Consider the following 23,397-nt stretch of genomic DNA (forward strand, 5'->3'; position numbering starts at 1 on the left):
ACCAACAAACAACAAATAACAAACAACAACCAACAAATAAGAAATGAGTGCTAAAGCAAGTAGTAGTAGTTCAGTTGCTCATCCACAACTATATCAAACTGTACCTATTGCAGTTATTTCACAAGCAGAACAACAGGAGCGTTGTTTAAAGCGTACTGAACTTCAAGAGCTAAAGTCATTTTTTAGTTCTGGTAATAAGCGTTTAGAAATTGTAGAAACGCTAACTAAAAATGCAGACGAAATTGTATCTGTGGGGGCAAATCGGATTTTTGTTGGCGGTTTTCCAATGGATTACTTGGAAAAACCTCAAGATCTTTTAGGATTGCCAGGTTCTGGTTACTATGTGGGTGAGGATTTCCTGAGTGCAGCACGCAGAAATGGTAATGTTCTGGATAAGGAACGGCTGAATTTAATACCAACGCCAAGATTTTTCAATCCTTTGAGGAGTTGGTGGGAACAAGCGCGTACCCTCTTCACTGATAGAGATCCACTTCCGGAGGGTTTCCGTTTTATCAATATTTCTCGCTACGGGCCGACGAGAATGAAACGGTCTATGCGAGACTTAGCATGGTTTTTACGGTATATAACTTTTGCAATTGTTGCTGGTGATACTAGTATTTTGTCAGCCAATGCCAGAGGCTTGCGCGGCATCATTCCAGAAGATGTAACAGATGCTACTGTTGTTGCTCTTAAGGAAATGCAACGTCAATCCCTCAGCTACTTTGCAAATGATGCTGAGGCACAGGAAATTATCAAGCATAATTTTGAAGTATTGATATCGGAATACCTTGTTGAAAAACCTCCAGCCCAACTAAGAATAGGGGTTTCCAACGAGCAGCAGGGTTTGGTATTGCCTCAAAGTTATGCGATCGCCTCACTCGTGCGACTCAAGTATGTGATGAAGTCGGTCTTACCAGAGACAGAAAAGCAAGCAGTAATTAAAGCTGCCTATCGGCAAGTCTTTGAGCGCGATGTGACTGCTACCTATGGTTTCCCTGTAGATGAATTGGAGTCCCAAGTCAAGGGTGGACAAATTTCCATGAAGGAATTTGTTCGTCGTTTGGGTAAATCTCGCCTCTACCGCAGACTTTTCTGGGAGCCTTATACCATCAGTCGCGTGATTGAATTGGCAATGCGTCACTTTTTGGGACGGGGATTGAGTTCTCTAGAAGAGTTCCAAGAATACTTTGCTGTAGTTACCAAAGGTGGTTTACCCAAGCTAGTTGACACTTTGGTAGATTCCCAAGAATACGCTGACTACTTTGGCGAGGAAACAGTACCATATCTGCGTGGCTTGGGACAAGAAGCTCAGGAGTGCCGTAATTGGGGGCCGCAGATAGATTTGTTTAAGTACAGCGCTGCTGTGCACAAAGTACCCCAGTTTGTGACACTGTTTGGCAAATACACCAAACCATTACCCAATCAGCATCCTTACGGTTCTGGTAACGACCCCCTCGAAATTCAATTTGGTGCAATTTTCCCTGTAGATACTTTACCCGCAACGACTCTCCACAGTCCTGCACCCTTTGGTAAAGATAACCGCCGCATTCTGATTAGCTCGAATGGCTTGGGACAAGTTCCAGGCACTGTGGGAAGGGTAATCAAGTTAGATCATCCAGTAAATGGTAAACAAGCACCACCCAATGTCAGCCTAACGAAAAATTCCCTGTCCGCAGTGATTCAGGGTGCTTATCGGCAGGTATTTGGACGCGATGTCTTTGAGGGTCAGCGTATAACAGTTGCAGAATCAGCGCTCCTAAGTGGTGCAATTACAATGCGGGAGTTTATCCGCCAGTTAGCCAAATCTAAATTATTCCGCAGTATGTTTTGGGAACCACTGTACGTAACTAAGGCGATTGAATACATCCATCGGCGCTTGTTGGGTCGTCCTACCTATGGGCGACAAGAAATGAATCATTACTACGACATCTCTGCAAATCAAGGCTTTTACGCGCTGATTGATGAAATGATCGATAGCCCAGAATATATGCAAACTTTTGGAGAAGATACGGTTCCTTATGAACGCTATGTTACCCCCAGAGGTTTTGCAATGCGATCGCCTAAAGCGTCTTACGCTGTAAATCTGTCGGAAAAATCTTTGCTGTCATCCCCATCAGAATTAGACAGGTTTGTTCCCAACCACCGCAACGGAGAAACACAAACTTTGCCAGAGTTGGTAAATGGGTGTGAGACTAACCTCCAAGAACAAAAGCTGGAAGCAGAATTAACTCCAGTGATTGAGTCTGAAAGCGAAGAAAGCTATATCAATCCTGTCTGATTGAGAAAAATTTGTTTCTCTTGGTGTCTTTGTGTCTTGGTGTTTCAAAAAAGATTTTTTCACCACCAAGACGCTAAGACACAAAGAAGTTACTGATATTTGGGTTAGTTTCCTACCCCTAATTGCTCAAATCCAAAATCCAAAATTGATATGAGTCTCGTAAAGCAAGTAATTGATAACGCTGACGAACAGATGCGCTATCCTACTCCCGGAGAAATCCGCATGATTCAAAATTTTTGCCATTCGGGGGACAAACGGATTCGCATTGCTACAACTTTGGCTAGTAACCAAAATCGGCTTGTAGAAACAGCTAGTCAGAAGTTCTGGAAGCGGTGTCCAGTGACACCCAGTAATAGCGGCAACATGAGGAAAACAGCTTCCTGTCAACGCGATCAAGGTTGGTATATCCGCTTAGTTGCCTATTGTGTTTTGGCAGGAAATGAGCAGCCCCTAACAGAAATTGGCACAGTTGGAATGCAACAAATGTATCAATCTTTAGGAATTCCGCTCTCTAATTGGGTTGAGGCAGTGCGTTGTATTAAAGAAGAAGCTCAAGCACTGCTTGGTGATGAAGATGCTGCGGAAGTCACTCCTTATTTCGACCACATTATTCAAACCCTCTCCTTTCCAGGTGCTCCTTATTTTATGAATGATGGTCGGTCGGATTGGTGATGGGGGATCGGGGATCGGCGATCGGGGATTGGGGGACAAGGAGGACAAGGGGGACAAGGGGGACTTATCAATTCAAAATTCAAAATTGGTAAGAGAAGGGAGACAAGGGGGACAAGTCTAATTCTTTACCTTTCCCCGATCCCCAATCCCCGATCCCCGATCCCTAGTTCAAAGTTTTTTAGCAAAAGGATAAGTTCTTATGACGATTGCAATTAGACCCTCACGGACAAGGGGGTTTGAATGGTTTTATGTCCTCGATGACTGGCTGAAACGCGATCGCTTTGTTTTTATCGGTTGGTCAGGTTTGTTACTCTTCCCCTGTGCTTACCTGGCGATTGGAGGTTGGTTTACTGGTACGACTTTCGTTACTTCTTGGTACACTCACGGTATAGTGAGTTCTTACTTGGAAGGCTGTAACTTCCTGACTGCGGCTGTTTCCACTCCCGCTGATAGCATGGGACATTCCTTGCTGTTTTTGTGGGGACCGGAGGCGCAGTGGGATTTTACTCGTTGGTGTCAAATTGGTGGTTTGTGGACTTTTGTCGCCCTACATGGTGTCTTTGGTTTAATCGGCTTCATGCTGCGCCAATTTGAGATTGCTCGTGCAGTTGGCGTTCGACCCTACAATGCGATCGCTTTTTCTGCTCCCATCTCCGTATTTGTTTCTGTCTTCCTCATTTATCCATTAGGACAATCTTCCTGGTTTTTTGCGCCCTCGTTTGGAGTCGCTGCAATTTTCCGTTTCTTACTATTCTTCCAAGCTTTCCACAACTATACGCTGAACCCGTTTCACATGATGGGAGTCGCTGGTGTATTAGGAGGTGCGCTGTTGTGTGCCATTCACGGCGCGACAGTAGAAAACACCTTGTTTAGAGACAGCAGAGGCTTTAACACTTTCGGAGGTTTTTCTCCTACTCAAGCAGAAGAAACCTATTCATTTGTGACTGCTAACCGCTACTGGTCGCAGATTTTCGGGATTGCCTTTTCTAACAAGCGATGGTTGCATTTCTTTATGTTGTTTGTGCCCGTCACAGGCTTGTGGATGAGTTCTATTGGCATGGTGGGCTTAGCGTTTAACCTGCGGGCTTATGACTTTGTATCCCAGGAAATCCGCGCAGCCGAAGACCCGGAATTTGAAACATTCTATACCAAAAACATCCTGCTGAATGAGGGAGCCAGAGCCTGGATGGCGACTCAAGACCAGCCCCATGAAAAGTTTCAATTCCCTGAAGAGGTACTGCCCCGTGGAAATGCTGAATGAGGGAGCCAGAGCCTGGATGGTGACTCAAGACTAGCCCCATGAAAAGTTTCAATTCCCTGAAGAGGTAATACCCCGTGGAAACGCCCTTTGATTCTACAGTTTCAAAACCAAAAGACGAAGTTCAGAAACCTGCTTATATCGTCAATTCACCAAGCGAAGGCCGTGATGAAGCCTCCACTGGATATGCTTGGTGGGCTGGTAACGCTCGTTTTATTAACCAATCTGGTCGGTTTTTAGGTGCTCATGTTGCCCATGCAGGGCTGATTGCCTTCTGGGCAGGAGCGATGTTGCTGTTTGAAGTCGCTCACTTTGTCCCGGAAAAACCGATGTATGACCAAGGTCTGATCTTAATGCCTCACATTGCTGCCCTTGGTTTTGGTGTCGGGCCAGGAGGTCAGGTAGTAGATATCTTTCCATTTTTTGCGATCGCTGTAGCTCACCTCATCGGCTCTGCTGTTTTGGGTTTTGGTGGCATCTATCACTCCCTCAAAGGCCCGCAAAAACTTCCTGGTTTCTTTAACTTTGATTGGAGCGATAAAGATAAAGTCACTAGCATTTTGGGATATCACCTTATTGCTCTGGGTGTCGCCGCCTTCTTACTTGTCGGTAAGGCGATGTTGTGGGGTGGGTTGTATGACACCTGGGCACCTGGAGGTGGTGCTGTACGCCTTGTTACCAATCCTACTCTTGACCCCAGAATCATCTTTGGTTATCTGTTCAAAGGTTTTACAGGTGGAGCAGGTAATATTGCTAGTGTTGACAACCTAGAGGATTTAGTCGGCGGTCATATTTGGATCGGTTCGCTGCTGATACTTGGTGGTATTTGGCACATTGTTACCAAGCCTTTTAAGTGGACTCACAAAGCCTTTATTTGGTCGGGTGAAGCTTACCTTTCACAAAGCTTGGGTAATGTAGCCGGACAAGCATTTATTGCCACGATGTTCATCTGGTTTAACAACACTGCCTATCCCAGCGAATTTTACGGGCCGACAGTTGCTGAATCTTCCAATGCTCAGGCGCTAGTCTTTCTCGTGCGTGACCAAAATTTAGGAGCAAATGTCGCTTCAGCGCAAGGGCCAACAGGTCTAGGGAAATATTTAATGCGATCGCCAACCGGAGAAATTATCTTTGGTGGGGAAACCATGCGCTTTTGGGATGTCAAAGCCCCCTGGCTAGAACCTCTGCGTGGCCCAAATGGTCTAGATATTGACAAACTTCAGCATGATGTCCAGCCTTGGCAAATTCGCCGTGCTTCTGAATACATGACCCATGCGCCCATTGGTTCCCTGAATTCTGTCGGCGGCTTAGCAACTGAACTCAACTCCTTTAACTTTGTTGGGCCCCGTGCCTGGCTAGCTTCTGCACATTTTGTCTTTGCTCTCCTTTTCTTAGTTGGTCATCTCTGGCATGCCGGTCGCGCCCGAGCAGCCGCAGCAGGCTTTGAAAGGGGTATAGACCGAGAAGATGAGCCAGTTCTATCCATGCCTCCATTAGATTAGTTGGCGATCGGGAATTAGGGATCGGGGATCGGGAATAGGGAATTACTTAATCCTTAAACTCTCCCTTCCCTTCCCATTTCCCAATCCCCAATCCTCTATCACCAATCCCCGATCTCCCCACTCCCCATTAGGACTATGCAGTATTTGCTAAAAAATCAAATCATTGACTCCGTGGTTCACATAACTTTGTTGATGTTTTTTTGTGTGATTTTGTTTTTTTGAAAAATTTTTTTCCTGATTCAGCATCAGGTACATACCTACGACTTTTGTTCTAAATAAGAGTTTAATACTCTTGACTTTTGACTTTTGACTAAGGAAGCACAATCAATGGGATTACCTTGGTATAGAGTTCATACAGTGGTCTTAAATGACCCGGGACGACTTATTGCTGTACACCTGATGCACAATGCCCTTTGTGCAGGCTTTGCTGGTTCGATGCTTTTGTTTGAACTAGCTTTGTACGATCCTAGCGATCCACTACTCAATCCCATGTGGCGGCAGGGATGTTTTTTAATGCCGTTCGTAGCACGCTTGGGAGTGACAAATTCTTGGCAAGGCTGGAGCGTTACAGGTGAAACCTTCGCAGATCCTGGTTTTTGGACGTTTGAAACTGTAGCCATAGCTCACATTGTCTTTTCAGGTCTTCAGTTTCTGGCTGCTTGCTGGCACTGGTTTTACTGGGATCTCGCCACATTCTTCGACTCCAAAACGGGCGAACCAACTTTAGATTTGCCCAAAATTTTTGGCATTCACCTATTCTTAGCTGGTTTACTCTGCTTTGGTTTTGGTGCTTTTCATCTCACCGGTATTTTTGGCCCGGGTATGTGGGTTTCTGACCCATATGGGCTAACTGGTCATGTTCAAGGAGTTGCACCAGTATGGGGGCCAGAGGGTTTTAATCCCCAAAATCCTGGTGGGGTTGTTGCTCACCACATTGCAGCGGGTATTGTGGGAATTATTGGCGGACTTTTCCATATAGTTGTTCGACCCCCCGAGGTACTGTACAGGGGGTTAAGGATGGGAAATATTGAAACCGTCCTTGCCAGTGCGCTTGCCACTTTCTTTTTTGCAGGTTTTGTGGCTGCTGGCAGTATGTGGTATGGAACTGCTACCACACCAATTGAACTGTGGGGACCAACTCGTTATCAGTGGGATCAAAACTACTTCAAACAAGAGATTGATAGGCGAGTGCAAGCTGGTTTAGACGAGGGTAAAACTCTCTCACAATCTTGGTCAGCTATCCCAGAGAAACTGGCTTTCTATGACTATATTGGCAATAATCCTGCCAAGGGTGGTTTATTCCGAGTGGGTCGAATGGTCGATGGAGATGGAGTTGCTCAAAGCTGGCTTGGTCATCTAGTATTCAAAGACCGTGAAGGACGGGAATTGACAGTTCGTCGAATGCCTACTTTCTTTGAAACCTTCCCAGTTGTTCTGACTGACAAAGATGGTGTAGTGCGTGCAGATATTCCCTTCCAGCGAGCAGAGGCAAAATATAGCTTTGAGCAAACTGGCGTTAATGTCAGCTTCTTTGGCGGGACACTTGATGGTCAAACGTTTACAGACCCTATGACGGTGAAGAAGTACGCACGTCAGGCTCTACTGGGTGAACCTTTTAAATTTGACCGCACAATCCACAATTCCGATGGAGTTTTCCGAACTAGTAACCGGGGCTTTTTTGCCTTTTTCCACACTTGCTTTGCTTTGGTGTGGTTTTTCGGACACATCTGGCATGGTTCTCGTGCCATCTACCGGGATGTATTTGCTGGCATTGACCCAGAACTTGATGAACAGGTAGAGTTTGGTGTTTTCCAGAAAGTGGGAGATACAACCACACGTAAGAAGCAAGCAGTTATCTAAAACCCAAGACTGTAGAGACGCTTCAAATAGCGCGTCTCTACAGAATGCTTACACAGAAGGAAAAAATACCATCAAAAATAGTCGGAGGAATTTATGCAAGCACAAAAGTTTCAACCCAAAAAAGTCGCACCTTTACAATATTTATTCAAAAAATTAAATACTGAGGCAGGTAAAGTTACCCCTGGTTGGGGTACTACACCACTAATGGCTGCCTTGATGCTGTTGTTGTTTATTTTCTTATTAATGATTTTAGAGATTGTCAATTCCTCAATTTTGCTTGAAGGAATCAATATGAGTTGAACAAGCTTAAGCAACTCATCACAGGTGGGAGGTAGGAAAAGTAGGGGAAGTAGATCTAAATAATTACTAACCACCAGCAATCAACTATTAACTACTAATCAATAAACTGAGGTATTTAAATGCAACACATTTATTTAGCGTATGGTGAGGGGCAATTTGCCTCAACTGCAACCGGAGTTTTCTTTGGTTTGATAACAGCTGTATCTTTTTGCGCTCTCTTGATAATTTATGCAGCCAACACTTATCCAGCAAATCGAAGGTAATGTCTAAATGTCAAAAAAACAACTACTACTAACCACTAACTACTAACAACCAACAATCAACAAAATTATGAAAAGAATATTTGCTCTGATTCTAGCAATTTTTATTTGGTTTAGCGCTGTTTATACTGCATTGGCAGAAAATACCACATTGGTTCCTTGTTATAATTCACCTGCATTTGTAGAAAGGATGAAAAATGCTCCTGACAGTTATTACACTACAAAGCCATTAAAAGCTTATTCGCAGTTACTTTGTGGTGAGGATGGTCTACCTCGTATCACTCTTGACCGCCTTAGTCTTGCTGTTGACGTAGCAATCCCTATCGCCATATTTCTGTATACTGCTGGTTTTATTGGCTGGAGTGGTCGGTCTTACCTACAGGCAATTAAAAAACAAGATAAAGCAGAAGAAAAAGAAGTGTTTATTGATGTACCGTTGTTCATCAGTTGTATGGTAATGGCTTTATTTTGGCCTATAGCAGCAATCAAAGAATTACTAGCTGGTGAATTAGTTGCTAAGGATGAAGAAATTTCTATTTCAGTTCGCTGAAATAATGTTGAGAGGATATCTGAAAAGTTTGTAACATTACATCAAGTAATTGAGGCAAGATAATTTATACTTCAAGAGATATTCTCTCAACAGTCAGAATAAAAATACAAATTCAATTTAATTGATGTTGGAGAAACCACGATGGAAGCACGTTATTTATTCAGATATCTTTCCAGTGCTCCTGTAGTTGCTACATTGGCATTGATTATTATTTCTGTGATTTTGATCGTATTGAATTATCTATTTCCTGGTTTGCAATACGGCACTTTTTTCCATTCTTTGCCATCGCGCTAACGTCTAGGCTTTTTCAATGATTTCACTTTTTTACGTACTCCCGTTCTAGGCGATCGCCCTTTGGAAAAACTTTTCGATTTACTGAATTTAGCTGAATCAATGCTCTAGAAAAGCTTTTTTGTACTAATCGCTATGACAGAATATTCTAGCAGATCATAAGTACCGCCACGCAAAACGGACTCGCTTTGTTGCCCCCGCAAGCGCTTATTCAACACAGTTTCCAAAAAACCTTGAATAACGCCTAAAGTATAGCTACACTTTCTCGATGAGCCTTGGGATTCTCCGGCAGAACAAAAAGTTTCTTTAGTGTAGACTTTGTAGACGTCTTCAGAGAGTTCTATCTTGTCAATTATGCACAGACGAGTTCCTTGTTTTCCTAAAATCTGATTCATCTTTTCTTTCATTTCTGCCAGAGATAGGGCTGCACCTTTGTTTACTAAATTTAGCTCAAGAGCTAAATTTTTACCTAGTTTGCGACCCGAGGCATTGAGTGCAATTTCAGTAGTTTTTTCACCGAGAGCTTCTTCAAAACCTGTAAGTATTGCTTTGAGAAAGACAATGCTACTGAAATCTCCAAGTTCTGAGCGCAAAGTAACATTTGTAGTGTTTGACATCATATTAATATCCCTCCATTTGTATGTTCAGTGAAATAACAAATATTATTCTGAATTTGAAATTTTGAATTGGAATCTAAAATCTAAGTGCCGAATTTGTGGAGATCCCGTCCTAGCTAAGATTTTGAAATTGTCTGGCAATGGGAGCAACACCAGATTTGGAATTGGAATCTAATATTAGATAGAACGTGCACCAAGCTATTTCAGTAGTATGAACTTCTGACTTTAAGCCTTAGTTAAATTTGTCTGTGAAGTTGGAAGCTAAGGCACAAGCCCGCGAAAAAAATCCCAGCCTTATTAATTCTTCAAGTGTGAGAGATCCCTCGTGGAGATGGCAACAGGCAATAGCCTTGCTGATGAGGAGCCAAAAAAACTGAAAAACAGGCAGGCTTAATAAAACTTTTCGAGTAGCTATGTAGTTGTTTCGACTAACCCAAAAAGCCTGCCTGTTTTTTGCGGCAAAATTCGTTCTTGGCTGGGATTTTTTTAAAGGCTCCCTTCTAAGATGTAAAATCGGCAATCCAAATATCAGTGTAGGGACTATTTTGAATCGAAGCGTCAAGCTAACAAGGGTGCAATCCTAGAAACAGCGCGTTTAATTTGCAAAAATAATAAGCCTTGCTTAACTTCGGCGCCAGCGAGTACCAATAAAACTGCATCAGCGCCACAACTAACCAATACGCCATAGCCTTTTTCACCCTCTACGACAATACGCTCTACAATACCACGAACTAGTTCACCACCAATGCGTTCGCTCAGTGATAGCATGGATGCAGCCATGGCGGCGGTGCGTTCTTCATCCATACCAGCTGGTAGGATAGAAGCTAAAGCTAAGCCATCAGGGCTTGCCAGAGTTGCACCTTGAACATCAGCGCTGTTTAAAACGAAGTTTTGCAGCTCATCTTGTAGCATAGAAACGTTAATCATAACTCTTTAACCCCTATTTTGACGTTTTTTCTCAATAATCTGATTTAAATGACAAAGCTGGGATGCGATCGCACTTTGGCAAGAAAAAACAGACAGGCAGCCGTAGCCAAAACTAAATATTTTTGATTTAAAGGCATTTTCTTATTCCTGCACTTGATGCTAAGGGCTGAAAAAATCAAACCGATATGAGACGGCTTCATCTTTTTTGATGCATGAGAAATGCGTGACAATCGCTGTTGCGATCGCTCTTTTGTTGTCGTTGTTCCCCAGAAATATTCGCGCCAAACTCTCCTAAGATGGTTTGATATTTGTCGGCTAGTTTAGGAGAAGCCTTTCAACTATAATTTCTGATTTACTGACAGTAAGTGGAGTGAACAGTGGGCGGAATTGATTTGATTTCATGTTTGGCTTTTTGAGTAGATAGAGTAAGTTTAACTGACTGGAAATATTGGGAATAACTTTAGTTATTTCAGATATGAAAATTGTATTGTTAAAAAGTGACAAACTTGGAACAATTAAATAATCAAATAATTAAGTTTTCACAAATAAATAAAGTTTTTAATTGTCAATTGTTTTAGTTTTTTGAAGAGATAATGTCAAGATGAATTGAAGAGTGTACTAATACCAATTCTCTGTAAACTAGAGCTTAATACTTGTTAACGATTAACCAGATAAACTAAGGTAGGACTTACGCCAATACCGCTCGGTTAAGGGAGCAGACACTACGCTTCAATTAAAAATGAAAAATGAAAAATAAAAAAATTAATTACTGAAGGTTTTAAATTTTAAATTTTAAATTACCGAAGGGCGATCCACTCCGTGGGAGGGAAGAGGCGGAGGGGCGGGGAGCCTCTTAGCAGAGGGAGGAAATTTCCCCTTTGCTAAGATATCCCAACTCCCTGCTTCTTTTTTTTCCACCTGCCGCATGTTGGTGGGCACGGATCACTGTTGCGTCAACGGGCCGGAACCTGCCAATCGAGCTTTCCTTGCTCATCTGCGTTAGCGAAGCTCCTCCTTTAGGAGGCTCGCTTGCAGATGTTCTAAGATTTGGTTCCAAATTCCCGCTTTTTGCTACCGATCAAATCTTGTGGCCGCACTCTCCCACTTTCCATAACGTTCTGGCAAGTCTCGCCACGGCGGTACTCCGCTTCTCTGTATCCAAACAATGCCATTCACACGTAAGAACCAACTCAATTCGCTTATTGACAAGCAGCGAAATTGTATGTATGATGCATACATTATAGTGAGTCGAGCGACTAATTGACCCAATATGGCTGTTATCAGAGAACACCAGCGCACCTTAAACCTTCTAGGAGCTTTAGCTTTGGGGTTAAGCGATCGCTTTCAGTCTGCGGTCGAAGCCTCGACTGGACATGGCGGAGAAACCCCTGCGGCGCTCGTCACGCTGGGGATGGAACCTGGCATTTCCATCAATACGCTAAGGCAAATTTTGAAATTGTCGCATCCCGGAACGGTACGCTTGATTGATCGACTGGAAAAAGATGGATTCGTTGAGCGACGAGCAGGAGCCGATGGGCGAACGCTCGCTTTATTTCTAACTGAGGCAGGGCAACAGCGACGTAAGGAAATCTTAGCTCAACGACGGCAGCAGTTACAGCTTGCATTGGATTGTTTAACCGAGCAAGAGCAGCAGCAGCTTACAACGTTAGTTGAGAAGATGCTGACTGCAATCACAACGGATGAAACTCAGTCTGACGTAATTTGTCGACTGTGTGAAATCGAAGTTTGTCCACAAGCGTGCTGTCCAGTTGGGCAGCAACATCTTCAGTACGTGGCAAAGGCTTGAATGCGGCAGCGGCGATCGCGTTCGTCTGGCGGTTTTGGAGAATGGTTTCAAAACCCCAAGCGATGCAACTATCTATTGATATCGAACGCAATGCCTAGCTAAACGACTCGAAAGCTATCTCAAAACTTCCATCAACGAGTTGTTCTTAAATATGTATATCGCATACATATAGCTGCAACTATCAAAGCAATCATTTATCCATTTAGTAGAGGACAGGAAACATGACACGCAAGATCGAAATCATCAGCATTCCTTCAAGTGCTGGTGCTTACCGTGCTGGGATCGAGCAAGCGCCAGCAGCGATACGTGCAGTTGGACTTGCCGCCTCGCTTCGCAACGTGGGTTACGACGTAATTGAGCGGAAAGATGATCCGCCGATCTGGCCATCGCGGTACAATCCCGGCGAACTTACGGCATCGAACATCGAGCCTACAGTTGAGTATGTCGGTCACACCCGCTCGCGCGTTGCCCGCGCGCTGGCATCAGGACATCTGCCGCTCGTCATCGGGGGAGATTGCAGCATAGAGATCGGTGTGGTCGCGGCGAACCTTGATGCTGGACATCGGGTTGGACTCGTTTACTTCGACGGACACGCAGACATGAACGTTCCAGGTTCAGTGCCGGATGGGACGGGGGAGTTTTCCGAGTCGCTCGATTGGATGGGGGTCGCCCATATGCTGGGCTTAGAGGGAGCAGTGCCCGCGCTCACCGAGATCGGATCTCGCTGTCCGCTGCTCAGATCGTCTGACGTAGCGATCGTGGGGTTCATCCCGGAGCAGGCATCCGATTTCGAGCGTCAACAGATCCAGACACTTGGCATTCGTGTGGTCGGTTGGGAGACGGTCGCGCGCGATCCATCTGGTGAGAGTGAGAGGCTTCTAGAGACCTGGGGTCATGATCTTGACCATCTTCTCGTTCACTTCGACGTCGACGTTCTTAATTTCCTAGACACGCCAATCGCGGATACAACCGCGTCGCGTGATGTTGGATTGACGCTTCACCAAGCTACGCGCGTGCTTGAGGTACTCATTGCGGATTCACGTTTTTCGGGACTCACAATCACGGAGGTCAATCCCACGCACGGGGCAGAGGATGGTTCCTCAACCCGTGCGCTGCGCGCCTTCGTCCAAAACCTAGCCCAAGCCTTCAGCCGACCTGTTGGAGACTGAGGTGGTCTTAGCAAGGTGACGATCTTGATAGGAGGAAATACAATCTCATCTCGCGATCGCTTTCATAAGTTATCGAACAGATTATTGGCTCTGAATGCTTTCCAGTGGTTTTGGGAGGAGACTGTAGCATCTTGCTAGGAAATCTCTTGGCTCTACGACGTTTCGGACGCTATGGCTTATTTTTTCTTGACGAATATCCAGATTTTTATTCGCCAGAAAATGATGTTTATGGAGAGGTTGCCTCAATGGATCTGGCGATCGCAACCGGACATTAGCGACAGTTCGGCTTGAATATGATTCTATAAATTGGCGATCTCATGATACACAAATTAAGACGTGCTCGACATAATTGAGGTATTGACTGTTGAGTTCTAGTTTTTCGATCTGTTCTAGATGATGCATTGATGCTGCTTGGTCAAATACATTGCAATCCCTTTCTCGTAGTAAGCAGCTTCGTTAATAAAGACAGGAAAAACGATTGATTCACCTTCATAGGTGATTGTCTGTCCATCAAAGGTTAAAAATATCGGGTCGCCAGGATGTAGGGCTTTGTAATCTTTAAACTGCAACTGAGGATGAATCATTGCCTTGAGATCTCCAGTTTCATTTCTGGGATAGTCAACACTCTCAATAGTTTGATAAATGGTGAGTGTATTCTCTCTAGAAAGCGGGGTTCGGTGGTTACAAGCTTCTACATAATCCAGAATTGAATCAACCAGTGCTTCCATTTGTTGAAATAAAGTGGCATCTAGTACACCCTGAGCCACAGGCCCTACTTCAAAAACGCAGCCGAATTGACTAATTGAGTCTAGGTAAGGCGGATTTTCTAGATTCTGTGTGGGCGGACAAAGTATCTTGATGCTTGGATGGATTGATGTCAGATAGGACGCTAACTGTAAGTTGAATAGATGCTGAAGAGCAACAATCAGGGTGAGACCCATATTGGCGGTTGTGGTGTGCAAATCAACAATTAAATCGGCTGGCTGGCTACCCTGTGACCCAAATCTGCGGTAAATTTCTTTGGCTCGTTGTGCTTCGTAAGTAGATAGGCTAGTGTTCTCCAAATCCTGTTGACGAAAACAGCGGTTGAGATCGGTATCCACATACCGTTTCATCAGTTGATGTGCTCTAGGATTAGCAAGCAGCGTACAACTTTCAAAGCCCGAACGCGCAAGTCTCTGGGGCGAGCGTTCATATTTTTTGACCAGATAGATTCCGTTTAGTTCATTGCCGTGGGTGGAACCCACGACTACAACACGCGAGATTTTGCTCATGTGAATAACGATTCCTTTTCTCAGATGAAGATTCGCACTGAGAATGTAATGGTGTTGCTACATCAACAATCAAAACAAAATCCGGCGTTGCATAATAGAGGGATGAATTGAGGTGATCTACTGTGGAATGTCCATAGTGTGGGTCTAGGGAAATTCGTAAGAACGGAAAGCGTAGAGGTAAGCTGCGGGCAAATTTGTATCAAATGCGACCGCCAGTTGCTCGACCTGTACGATCCGCCGAAAGGATATTCAGAAGAGATCAAAAAAGAATGCGTAAAAATGTACCTCAACGGTATGGGTTTTCGCGCGATTGAACGAGTCAAAGGTGTGCATCATACTAGCATCATTTATTGGATTAAACAATTGGGAGAAAAACTGCCGGATGTACCAAAAGAAGATATAGTTCCAAAGGTTGGAGAACTAGACGAATTAGAGACATTCATCGGTTCAAAAAAAACAAAATTTGGTTGTGGACAGCACTAAATCATTTTAGTCAAGGTATTTTAGCGTGGGTTTTAGGAGACCACAGTGCTGAAACGTTTGAGCCATTGTGGGAAATTGTTAAACAGTGGAAAAGTTATTTTTATCTTACCGATGGCTGGAAAGTTTACCCAAGTTTTATCCCTGATGGAGACCAAATTATCAGTCAAACATATATGACGCGAGTGGAAAATGAAAACACCCGATTGCGTCATTATCTTGAACGCCTTCACCGAAAAACTTTATGCTCTTCTAAGACCGAAGAAATGCGCTCGATACTCACTTAAATTATTACTTCACTACTTGAAGTATCAAATTGTACCTACATCAATGATATCATCCCTTCATTCAGCAACGGGCAAAATCCTTATATAATGTCTACGGTTATTTGATTATAATAAATTAACTTAAAACTTATGATAGCCAGATCGGCGATCAACTTTCGACACCTCAGCAAATTTGAATTGAGACAGATAGGTTATTTCATGGAGATCGTTGATGCAGAGCACAGTTTCAGTGAAGCATCTCAACGTCTAAACATTGAACAACCCGCTCTCAGTCAAAGGATTAAATCGCTTGAAACAGTGCTTGGAGTAAAACTGTTCAATCGCAAGCGGCGACCGCCTGAGCTTACAGAAGCCGGGAAAGTTTTCTTCCAACAGGCGCAGCTTGGTTTAACTTACATCGACCGGGCAATTACTCAAGCACAACGAGCGAGTCGAGGTGAGATCGGACACTTAACAGTCGGTATAGGTAGTATAATCGCAAATGGCATTCTTCCTGATGTTCTACGACAGTTCACAAAGAATTTCCCAGATGTGGAACTGGAACTGCGCGAACTCACGGTGGAGCAGGAAATTCAACAACTGCGGGAGCATCGGCTGGATATGGGGTTTGAAAGCATTCCCAGTCCCTACGAGCAGGATACAAGCTTGAGCTTTGAACCAATTATTCAAGAACCCTTTGTGATTGCGCTGCCACAAACCCATCCCCTTGCTACCCAAACCCAAATTCCCTTAAAAGCGTTAGAGAATGAACCGTTTATTTTGCCCTCACTTGATGTTATGCCCTTCTATAAAAAGGTTTTGACGCTTTGCGAGCAGGCAGGCTTTCAACCCAAGATTCAAAACGTACAAGCAACCTGGACAATGACTATTCTCAGCTTGGTTGCATCTGAGCTTGGGGTCGCGATCTTGCCTAGCAATATCCAAAATCTTCAGCGCCAGGGTGTGGTTTATCGCGCCATTCAAAACGCAAATTTGACTCGCCAGATCGCAGTTGTTTGGCAACGAGATAATTCATCAACTGCCTTGCACAACTTCCTTAAAGTCATTAAAGATGTGACACAGCAAAGCGAGTTCCGCCCTCATTCATGAGGAGGAATTAAATTTTCTCGCACTCCCAGTTGGGGGCAGTTAGCAGCTGCATTTAGCTATGCAGAGGCTTTTCAACAAATTATCAAAACTTATGTTGAAACATATCCCAACCCAAAACTTAAAGGCACCACATTTGAGTTAAATTTCTAATAGTTGGGGTCTTTTGTCACGTTTGGGTGCGATCCATCCTTAACTTTCTTCTAACAATGAAGGGCGATCGCTCAGTTTCCCCATAAGCAAAGGAAAACTGGGATAAATAGGGGCAATTACTTGAGTAGACTTTTATTTGATGCAATCAAAGCCCTACTGAAATGTCCGATAGTTTTCCTTTCTCTAATTCTGAGCAACAGCGCCAATGGCATCAGGGTATAAAAGATGCAAATCGCAATAATATTTTCTGCCACTGTCGTACTTGCGGCTATGAATGGATGGATTCAATATTTGACTGTGCGTGTACTAGATGTAACAGCAAAGACATTGAACGTATCTCAGCTTGGCAATTTCCTGATGATTGAATAGTGCGATCGCCTATATCGAGAGTCGCGTTCGGTATCAGAAATACTGACAGTGATCTGCCTTAATCGCCTTCTCTTCCAAGAACCAGAGCGAATCTACAATGCCCTCTGCCTCTGGGATAAGCTGTGATTCGGTCACGTCAAACGTGGCTGCTGCAAGTTGACATCCGTAGAATCGCACGTTACCCGTCCGTTTCACCAACTTGATGAAATCATAGATCGCAAGCGGATCGCCGTCACGCCGCACTCTGTCCTTGAACCACTCTTCTTCTGTAGCGTGCTGGCGATCGATTTTGACCGCCTTAGCACCCTGCTCTGTTAGAACCCGCACTGCCCATAGCACAAACAAAATGTTAACTTCAACGCCCTGTTTCGCTGCAACATAAGCAAATGTCAATGGCGTGTAAAGCCGATCGTATGCGTCATCTCGAATAACAATAGCCATCTTTTTCATGGTGATTTTCCTTCGATTGGTCAACAGATATCGCAAAAAACTAGCAATCAGAATTGAGCGCATTGAACTGTAGGTTAACCCTGAATTGCTCAGGCTTATAGAACTTCTCCCACGTCGCCTATCGCCGTAACTCTATACTTGACTATTTGCCTTAAATATGCAATGACTAAGACACTAGGATTTTTGACTAAAGCTCCAGGCGATACCTGCTGGTACAGCCAGGTTACTTCCACTAGCACCGTGGAAAAAATCTGCACAAATTGCAACCATTCGAGTGGATTGTTGCGAAAACCCGATCGCGAGTGAGAAACCACCCCCAATTGGAATCCGCCAAGCCAAGGAATTAAAAGGTTTGCTCGTTTTGTGTGTATTTATGCGTTCCCCATCACCCTATCACCCTATGGATGTGCTTTCGGATATACTGCGGGTCATCCGATTTTCTGGGGTCATTGACCTGCGTCCAGAGTTTTCTGCCCCCTGGCTCATTGAGACCCCCTCTTGCTCAAACTTCGCGCACACGATCCAGTCTGATACAACCCATATTGTTCCTTTTCACATTGTTGCGGAGGGGAACTGCTGGGTAAAAGCTAAAACCAATATCTGTCAGGCACTTTCCCCTGGTGATATCATTATTTTTCCGCACGGAGATGCTCACATTTTGGGCGATCGCCTTGAGGGAGCACCGATCCCGATTGCTGAATTGCTGCCTGCTCCACCCTGGCAAGAACCCCCAACCCTGACCTATGGCGGTGGTGGGAAGATAACTCGCCTAGTGTGCGGATTTTTGCAATGTGAGCAACTGGTACTGCATCCCTTCCTAAAAAGCTTGCCAGGGTTCATGCACATTCAGGTGTTTGCAGATCTGACTGCACCACTCCTGAAAACTGGTGTCCAGTACATTATTCAAGAAGCAGACTGTGTTCAACCAGGAAGTGTGTGTTTATTGACCCGACTGGTGGAACTCATGTTTATTGAAATTCTGCGGAACTACATGCAAAATTCCCCGAAAGAACAAATGGGTGGGGTACTTGCCCTGAACGATCCAATCATCGGTCAAGCACTGAACTGGATACATGCAGATCCTGCTCATCCCTGGACGGTTTCTGAACTAGCTAGACAGGTTGGTGTTTCCCGTTCAGCCTTGGCGACCCGCTTTAGTGAACTTCTAGGGCAACCGCCGATGCAATACCTCACACAATGGCGGCTCCAGTTAGCAGCTCACCACCTGCAAAATACAGACGAGAGCATTGCCAAAATTGCCAGTCAAGTCGGTTACGAGTCAGAAGCCGCTTTTAATCGTGCGTTTAAGCGCTATGCAGGAAAGCCTCCTGGGGCATGGCGTCATCACTGGGGGTTAATGTAAGCAATTTCATCCTAATAGGGGTAAAAGTGGCGTAACGGCTCTTAGTCTTACTAACAAAGGGTTACAAAAATAAAATTGCTCTTTAACCCAAAATTCTCACAATGCGATCGCTATCCTTGCAATTACTTGTTGGAGTCGTAGCCTTGGGCATATTCAGTATCGGTCAATCCCAGGTTGTGGATGTTGGTCATGGGTGATGGGGTGTGAAGGGCGATCGCACTTGAACTAAATTACTCTTGCTGCTACTTTACCTAATGCTGTCTCCAAATGGTTGGTAAATTGGGAGGAGCGATCGCACCCGAACATAAACCCCTATTTGTCAAACTCTTGATGTCAGACACTCTTAGCCTGGCCTGAAAACTTTTATTCGAGTTGAATCAGAACGCCAAATTCTCAAGCACAATCATTAGGACTAGTATTTGATTTTTGAAAAGATACGTAGGGGAGGCAAAAAGGGGTGTGGATTTTCCTCCCCCTTTATTGCCGTTGCGTTACGCCAAAGGCTAACGCACCATTCTATATTTTTGGTGCCGTACTCTCGCCGATCGCACACTTTACGTGTACTTAGATTTTTTCAATCATCAAACCGGATTCCTATATCGAGACCAAATGTTTGAGAACATGGCGCAAGCTCAGCGACTCTGCTCTTTTGGACTAGACACACTTAAGCAACTTTTTAGAATGAAATAACCCTGCATTTAACTAAGTTTTACTCAGTTTGAAAAATCACTGGGGTAATTTATGACGCCTAGTTTTTTGTTCGCGAACATCATCCGGGAATCAGCTTCTTTTTGTCCAAAGTCCAAAAACAGGGAAGCCCAGGAGGGTCATCAATAGGGTCTACAGGTGAAGTTCCTCCACCACCTACGATTTTTACAGCTTCCGCAGCTGTAATTTCTTGCTCAATAATTGATTCACTATGGTCTAAATCCAAGATTTGTAGTTTAGAGGAATGATTCATGATAATCACTCAATAGACTATGTTCACCTTAGAGGTAAAATCACTTCTGTTTAATTTTCTCTCAAAGCGTAATTTTTTTTACCAATTATGTCATTTATTCACAAAAGTTTATATCTTTAACTAGGCTGTAAATTTAACCAGCGCAGCTAGTTGATCTCTGCCAATAACTGTAAGTCGTGACAGTAGGCGCACTAGCAACGAGGATTACCTCCCCTTTGGAATTTTTTACCCACCCAGCAGCTTCAATAATTTTTAGTGGTGTGGGATTAGGAGAATTTTTTACAACAACTCGACTGTTACCATTGTTATGGTAACGAGTGAGTGTTACCCAATCAACTTGGGGTGTGTCACTGTTAAAAGCAACTCTTGGATTAAGTGGCAAGCCACCACGTCCGGTGACTACAAATTGGCTTTGATTTTTAGCAGTAGTTACTTGGCAGCCTTGGGCAATTTGCGGTTCACTTAGTTCGGTTGGCAAGTTTATTAATCCTCGATTGGGGTTAATATCGGGAGTGTTGATGGTTATTTGACCATTTAAATTTGGGTTTGTTTGAGAAATTGCCGTAATGTCGCTAGTTACTAAGCTTTGAGGGTCTAGTTGAGTTGGGTCGTTGTTTCCCAAAAGTCTCACAAGGTCTTCTCGACTACGCGGTGTTAGACCAAAAATACCAGTAGCGTTGATTGTGACTATTCCCCCTTCACCATCGTAGGCATTGGCAGTGATGTCGTTGTTTTCATCAGGGATGGTAACGATAAAGCCATTAGGGGCATTGATGGTGATGTTACCCCCGTCTCCACCCTGTTGGTTAGTGCCTGCGGTAGCAGATATCCGACTGTTACCGTTTAGTAACAATAAATTTGGGTTTTGTAACGAAATATTGCCGCCATTACCGGATGCCGTTTCAGCGGTAATTTCCCCAAGGTTGTCCAAGCGAATGGAACGAGATCGTAACTGAAGGTTGCCTGCACTCCCTGACCCTTGAGAGCGAACAAACAAGCCACTGTTAGCAGATTCATCCTCAACAAAATTGTTACCAATTCGGACAAACCGTTTAAAGGGAGCACTGCCAGATATAGTGACCCTATCAGTAGTATTAACTGTGATATTACCTGCAAAGCCACTGCTGCCTGTGAAAGCATTGGTAAGGATTTGTCCACCATTAACAGCTTCCAAAGTATTTGCATTCACCGTGATATTGCCAGCATTTCCCTCACCTATAGTGCGGGCATCTACAACTCCATTGTCTGCTACCCGAACGAAAAGCACTGGTATCAATAGTGATGTTTCCTCCCTGTCCCTCATTAGTGCTACGTGAAAATAATCCACTTGCTGTTCTATTAATGCCAACTCCAAAAACATTAACTGCATCGGAAGCATTAACCCATATCTGTCCACCCTTTCCTTGACCAAAAGCAGCAGTAGATATCTGCGCCCCATTTCCCACAATTAACTGCCCAGTAGTAATTGTTAAGTCTCCGGCATTGCCAACATTTTCTGTTTGAGTAAATAAAGCGCTAGGAATTTGCTGCCCATTCGCTAATGTTCCTGTTCCCTGCAATTCCACCAAATCACTAGCAGTCACCAACAAATTTCCTCCCTGCCCTTGATCGAGAGTACGAGTTAATATTTGTGCCCCATCCCGGACACTCAAGCGACTGGTCTGAATTGTTAAGTTCCCAGCACCTTTAGCACCTAAAGTTTGAGTAGATAAGCTGCTACCAGCACCAACTAGTTCCACGGAATCGGCAGCGGTTACAGATAAATCTCCCCCCTGTCCCTTGCCTAGAGTAGCAGTTGATACTCGCGCTCCATTCTGAGAACTTAACCGTCGAGTGGTAATCGTCAAATTTCCAGCATCTCCCTCACCTTGAGTTTGAGTAAACAAGCCGCTTTTTGTTTTTCCTGCTAGTTCCACAAACTCCGAGGCTCGAATGCTAAGATTTCCTCCCTGTCCCTTGCCTAAGGTACCAGCTCTTATCCTTGACTCATCTCCCTGGATACTCAACTGCCCGGTTTCAATTGTTACGTCTCCCCCAGATCCAGTCGCTTCTTCTAAAACATCGGCAGTAATCTGCGAATCTTCAGTGAGAGTAACCCCCTTTATTGTGCGGATAAACACTTCTCCACCAGTCTCTGTACCTTGTGTGTCGGCAAAAATCAACGAGCCTTGAGTTAAAGCCAAATTATTGCCCTGAATCTGAACATCACCACCGCCAGCACCGCTAACATCGATATACGCTCCGTCTTCCAACCGAATATTACCAAAATTATTTACAGAGCCGTACCCCAGTACCCAATCGTTATCTTTCTGGTTTAAGCTCACTTCTCCAACAGCAGCTACACTACCTAGTTCAACCCGTCCTCCTGAAGCTGTCAGATTCGGTTGTTCTAAAGCCGCTTGCCGATCTCCCTGCAACGTCATATCACCGCCCACTAGTGCCAAAGTTTTACCAGGTTGCACTTTTAGGTCAGATCCCTGTACGCTAATACCTCCTGCTATTTCCCCAAATTGCAAGCCAATGGGAACACTCACAGTTAGCAAAGGTGTACTTTGGGGAGCGATCGCACTAAACAAAGTGCCATCTGCAAACTTGAGGTGACTTGCTGTACTTGCAATCAATGAACCCTTGATGTCTAATTGGGCATTTGGTCCAAAAATAATTCCATTCGGATTGAGAAAAAACAGGTTAGTCGAGCCATTGGCTGTAATCAGACCGTCAATGATAGAAGCAGATTTACCCCTGACGCGATTGATGATGTTTTGAATATCTGGAGCATTGTTGAAGTTAGCCTGAGTGCCAGTGGGTATAGAAAACTGCTCAAAACTGTGGAAAAGATTACTGCCAGCTTGAGTTCCTCCTTCAATAGTCCTAATATTCTCCTCTAATTTGACAGTGGAATTATTGGGTAGAGTGTCATCAGGGGTAATTTGAGCAAAGGTGCAATCCCAAGAATAGATGTATGCACTACTAATTGATAAAGAAATTACTAATTTTAAAAGCCAGTAAGAACCGCGTAAGTTTTCAGCCATTTTTTCTGAGTAGATAATATTTTTGGCAAAGGGCACCCAGAAACAGGAGAATCCATCGTCGTTCTTCAATTAAGATTGGTAACTACTAACCCTACTACTCTGTCAAGCTAGAACCCCAGAGACTTTTCGCCCACAACGAGGGAATGAAAATCTCTTTCCCTTTCCCCTTTCCCCTTTCCCCTATTTTCAAGCTAGTTTTGAGGGTTTGTAGTAAGCACCAAGCGTGCTTAAAAATTCAGGACTAAAGTCCTGACTACGAACTTTGCGATCCATCAATTCAAATTTGACAAACTACTACTCTACAAGAAGCCCTTCGGGTACTCTACCTTGAGCCGTGCTGCGCGCGTTTACACCAGTCGCACCCTGCCTTAAGCCGCCCTGCGGCACTGGCTCACTACTAACAGCCATAACGCGAAATTACGTTTAATCAACCCGATCAACTTATCAACAA

21 protein-coding genes and 2 pseudogenes are annotated in these 23,397 nt (G+C 44.2%); 15 read left to right on the forward strand and 8 right to left on the reverse strand.

The window, feature by feature from the left end; translation table 11 throughout:
- Window positions 1-43 precede the first annotated feature (43 nt).
- The 8 genes from FIS9605_RS0123175 to FIS9605_RS0123225 all read left to right on the forward strand — a co-directional run bounded on the left by FIS9605_RS0123175 (window position 44) and on the right by FIS9605_RS0123225 (window position 8,974).
- Window positions 44-2,278: a phycobilisome rod-core linker polypeptide gene (locus FIS9605_RS0123175; protein WP_026734727.1), complete on the forward strand. Its 2,235-nt coding sequence runs from the start codon at window positions 44-46 to the stop codon at window positions 2,276-2,278.
- A 150-nt stretch (window positions 2,279-2,428) separates the two neighbouring features.
- A complete protein-coding gene (gene apcD, locus FIS9605_RS0123180) occupies window positions 2,429-2,950 on the forward strand; it encodes an allophycocyanin subunit alpha-B (protein ID WP_026734728.1) in 522 nt (173 codons plus the stop codon).
- A gap of 199 nt (window positions 2,951-3,149) precedes the next feature.
- Window positions 3,150-4,211, forward strand: a complete 1,062-nt coding sequence (psbD, locus tag FIS9605_RS0123190) for a photosystem II D2 protein (photosystem q(a) protein) (protein WP_026734729.1) — start codon at window positions 3,150-3,152, stop codon at window positions 4,209-4,211.
- 74 nt (window positions 4,212-4,285) lie between these two features.
- Window positions 4,286-5,710, forward strand: coding sequence for a photosystem II reaction center protein CP43 (gene psbC / locus FIS9605_RS0123195; RefSeq protein WP_026734730.1), 1,425 nt, complete (start codon window positions 4,286-4,288; stop codon window positions 5,708-5,710).
- A 327-nt stretch (window positions 5,711-6,037) separates the two neighbouring features.
- Window positions 6,038-7,570 (forward strand): photosystem II chlorophyll-binding protein CP47, encoded by a 1,533-nt coding sequence (gene psbB / locus FIS9605_RS0123205; protein WP_026734731.1) that lies wholly within the window; start codon window positions 6,038-6,040, stop codon window positions 7,568-7,570.
- 93 nt (window positions 7,571-7,663) lie between these two features.
- Window positions 7,664-7,870, forward strand: a complete 207-nt coding sequence (psbH, locus tag FIS9605_RS0123210; RefSeq protein ID WP_026734732.1) for a photosystem II reaction center phosphoprotein PsbH — start codon at window positions 7,664-7,666, stop codon at window positions 7,868-7,870.
- Window positions 7,871-8,200: 330 nt separating this feature from the next.
- Entirely contained in the window at window positions 8,201-8,680 is a 480-nt protein-coding gene (locus FIS9605_RS0123220; RefSeq protein ID WP_026734733.1) for a photosystem I reaction center subunit III, read from the forward strand.
- Window positions 8,681-8,821: 141 nt separating this feature from the next.
- Complete coding sequence (locus FIS9605_RS0123225; RefSeq protein ID WP_026734734.1) at window positions 8,822-8,974, forward strand: photosystem I reaction center subunit IX; 153 nt, start codon at window positions 8,822-8,824, stop codon at window positions 8,972-8,974.
- A 104-nt stretch (window positions 8,975-9,078) separates the two neighbouring features.
- On the opposite strand, the gene FIS9605_RS0123230 is transcribed toward FIS9605_RS0123225, so the two are convergent.
- Together FIS9605_RS0123230 and FIS9605_RS0123235 are read right to left on the reverse strand one after the other, a co-directional pair.
- A complete protein-coding gene (locus FIS9605_RS0123230) occupies window positions 9,079-9,591 on the reverse strand; it encodes a hypothetical protein (protein WP_155960488.1) in 513 nt (170 codons plus the stop codon).
- A 555-nt stretch (window positions 9,592-10,146) separates the two neighbouring features.
- Window positions 10,147-10,521 (reverse strand): annotated as a pseudogene (locus FIS9605_RS0123235) (roadblock/LC7 domain-containing protein); the annotation flags it as partial.
- 1,264 nt (window positions 10,522-11,785) lie between these two features.
- Here FIS9605_RS0123235 and FIS9605_RS37890 point away from each other — a divergent pair.
- The 3 genes from FIS9605_RS37890 (at window position 11,786) to FIS9605_RS45430 (ending at window position 13,766) form a co-directional block, all read left to right on the forward strand.
- Window positions 11,786-12,322: a MarR family winged helix-turn-helix transcriptional regulator gene (locus FIS9605_RS37890; protein ID WP_035140004.1), complete on the forward strand. Its 537-nt coding sequence runs from the start codon at window positions 11,786-11,788 to the stop codon at window positions 12,320-12,322.
- Between the two features lie 221 nt (window positions 12,323-12,543).
- On the forward strand, window positions 12,544-13,491 hold the full coding sequence (locus FIS9605_RS0123245) for an arginase family protein (RefSeq protein ID WP_026734737.1): 948 nt from the start codon (window positions 12,544-12,546) through the stop codon (window positions 13,489-13,491).
- A gap of 146 nt (window positions 13,492-13,637) precedes the next feature.
- Window positions 13,638-13,766: a hypothetical protein gene (locus FIS9605_RS45430; protein ID WP_442854720.1), complete on the forward strand. Its 129-nt coding sequence runs from the start codon at window positions 13,638-13,640 to the stop codon at window positions 13,764-13,766.
- A gap of 114 nt (window positions 13,767-13,880) precedes the next feature.
- Here the strand turns inward: FIS9605_RS45430 and FIS9605_RS0123250 are convergent, their stop codons facing one another.
- Entirely contained in the window at window positions 13,881-14,765 is an 885-nt protein-coding gene (locus tag FIS9605_RS0123250; protein WP_026734738.1) for an aspartoacylase, read from the reverse strand.
- 152 nt (window positions 14,766-14,917) lie between these two features.
- Here FIS9605_RS0123250 and FIS9605_RS41175 point away from each other — a divergent pair.
- The 3 genes and pseudogenes from FIS9605_RS41175 to FIS9605_RS41180 all read left to right on the forward strand — a co-directional run bounded on the left by FIS9605_RS41175 (window position 14,918) and on the right by FIS9605_RS41180 (window position 17,136).
- Window positions 14,918-15,620, forward strand: a pseudogene (locus FIS9605_RS41175) (IS1 family transposase).
- A gap of 41 nt (window positions 15,621-15,661) precedes the next feature.
- Window positions 15,662-16,621 (forward strand): LysR family transcriptional regulator, encoded by a 960-nt coding sequence (locus tag FIS9605_RS0123265; RefSeq protein ID WP_063748474.1) that lies wholly within the window; start codon window positions 15,662-15,664, stop codon window positions 16,619-16,621.
- 311 nt (window positions 16,622-16,932) lie between these two features.
- Window positions 16,933-17,136, forward strand: a complete 204-nt coding sequence (locus tag FIS9605_RS41180) for a hypothetical protein (RefSeq protein WP_072032413.1) — start codon at window positions 16,933-16,935, stop codon at window positions 17,134-17,136.
- A gap of 37 nt (window positions 17,137-17,173) precedes the next feature.
- Here the strand turns inward: FIS9605_RS41180 and FIS9605_RS0123275 are convergent, their stop codons facing one another.
- On the reverse strand, window positions 17,174-17,653 hold the full coding sequence (locus FIS9605_RS0123275; RefSeq protein WP_231510432.1) for a DsrE/DsrF/DrsH-like family protein: 480 nt from the start codon (window positions 17,651-17,653) through the stop codon (window positions 17,174-17,176).
- Window positions 17,654-17,685: 32 nt separating this feature from the next.
- The gene (locus FIS9605_RS44305) at window positions 17,686-17,847 is read right to left on the reverse strand and encodes a hypothetical protein (protein ID WP_231510433.1); all 162 of its coding nucleotides are present in this window, start codon (window positions 17,845-17,847) and stop codon (window positions 17,686-17,688) included.
- Window positions 17,848-17,990: 143 nt separating this feature from the next.
- Here FIS9605_RS44305 and FIS9605_RS0123280 point away from each other — a divergent pair, with 143 nt between their 5' ends.
- The gene (locus tag FIS9605_RS0123280; RefSeq protein ID WP_026734742.1) at window positions 17,991-18,953 is read left to right on the forward strand and encodes an AraC family transcriptional regulator; all 963 of its coding nucleotides are present in this window, start codon (window positions 17,991-17,993) and stop codon (window positions 18,951-18,953) included.
- A gap of 769 nt (window positions 18,954-19,722) precedes the next feature.
- Here FIS9605_RS0123280 and FIS9605_RS0123285 read toward each other — a convergent pair.
- The 3 genes from FIS9605_RS0123285 to FIS9605_RS0123295 form a co-directional block, all read right to left on the reverse strand.
- Window positions 19,723-19,914 (reverse strand): hypothetical protein, encoded by a 192-nt coding sequence (locus FIS9605_RS0123285; protein WP_026734743.1) that lies wholly within the window; start codon window positions 19,912-19,914, stop codon window positions 19,723-19,725.
- Between the two features lie 133 nt (window positions 19,915-20,047).
- Window positions 20,048-21,181, reverse strand: a complete 1,134-nt coding sequence (locus tag FIS9605_RS0123290; protein WP_026734744.1) for an S-layer family protein — start codon at window positions 21,179-21,181, stop codon at window positions 20,048-20,050.
- Window positions 21,126-22,946 carry a two-partner secretion domain-containing protein gene (locus FIS9605_RS0123295; RefSeq protein ID WP_155960491.1) on the reverse strand — a complete coding sequence of 607 codons (1,821 nt, stop codon included), beginning with the start codon at window positions 22,944-22,946 and terminating at the stop codon, window positions 21,126-21,128. Before FIS9605_RS0123295 ends, FIS9605_RS0123290 begins: the two co-directional genes overlap by 56 nt.
- Between the last annotated feature and the right edge of the window lie 451 nt (window positions 22,947-23,397).

Origin of the sequence: Fischerella sp. PCC 9605 (genome assembly GCF_000517105.1) — a bacterium.
GTDB lineage: Bacteria > Cyanobacteriota > Cyanobacteriia > Cyanobacteriales > Nostocaceae > PCC9605.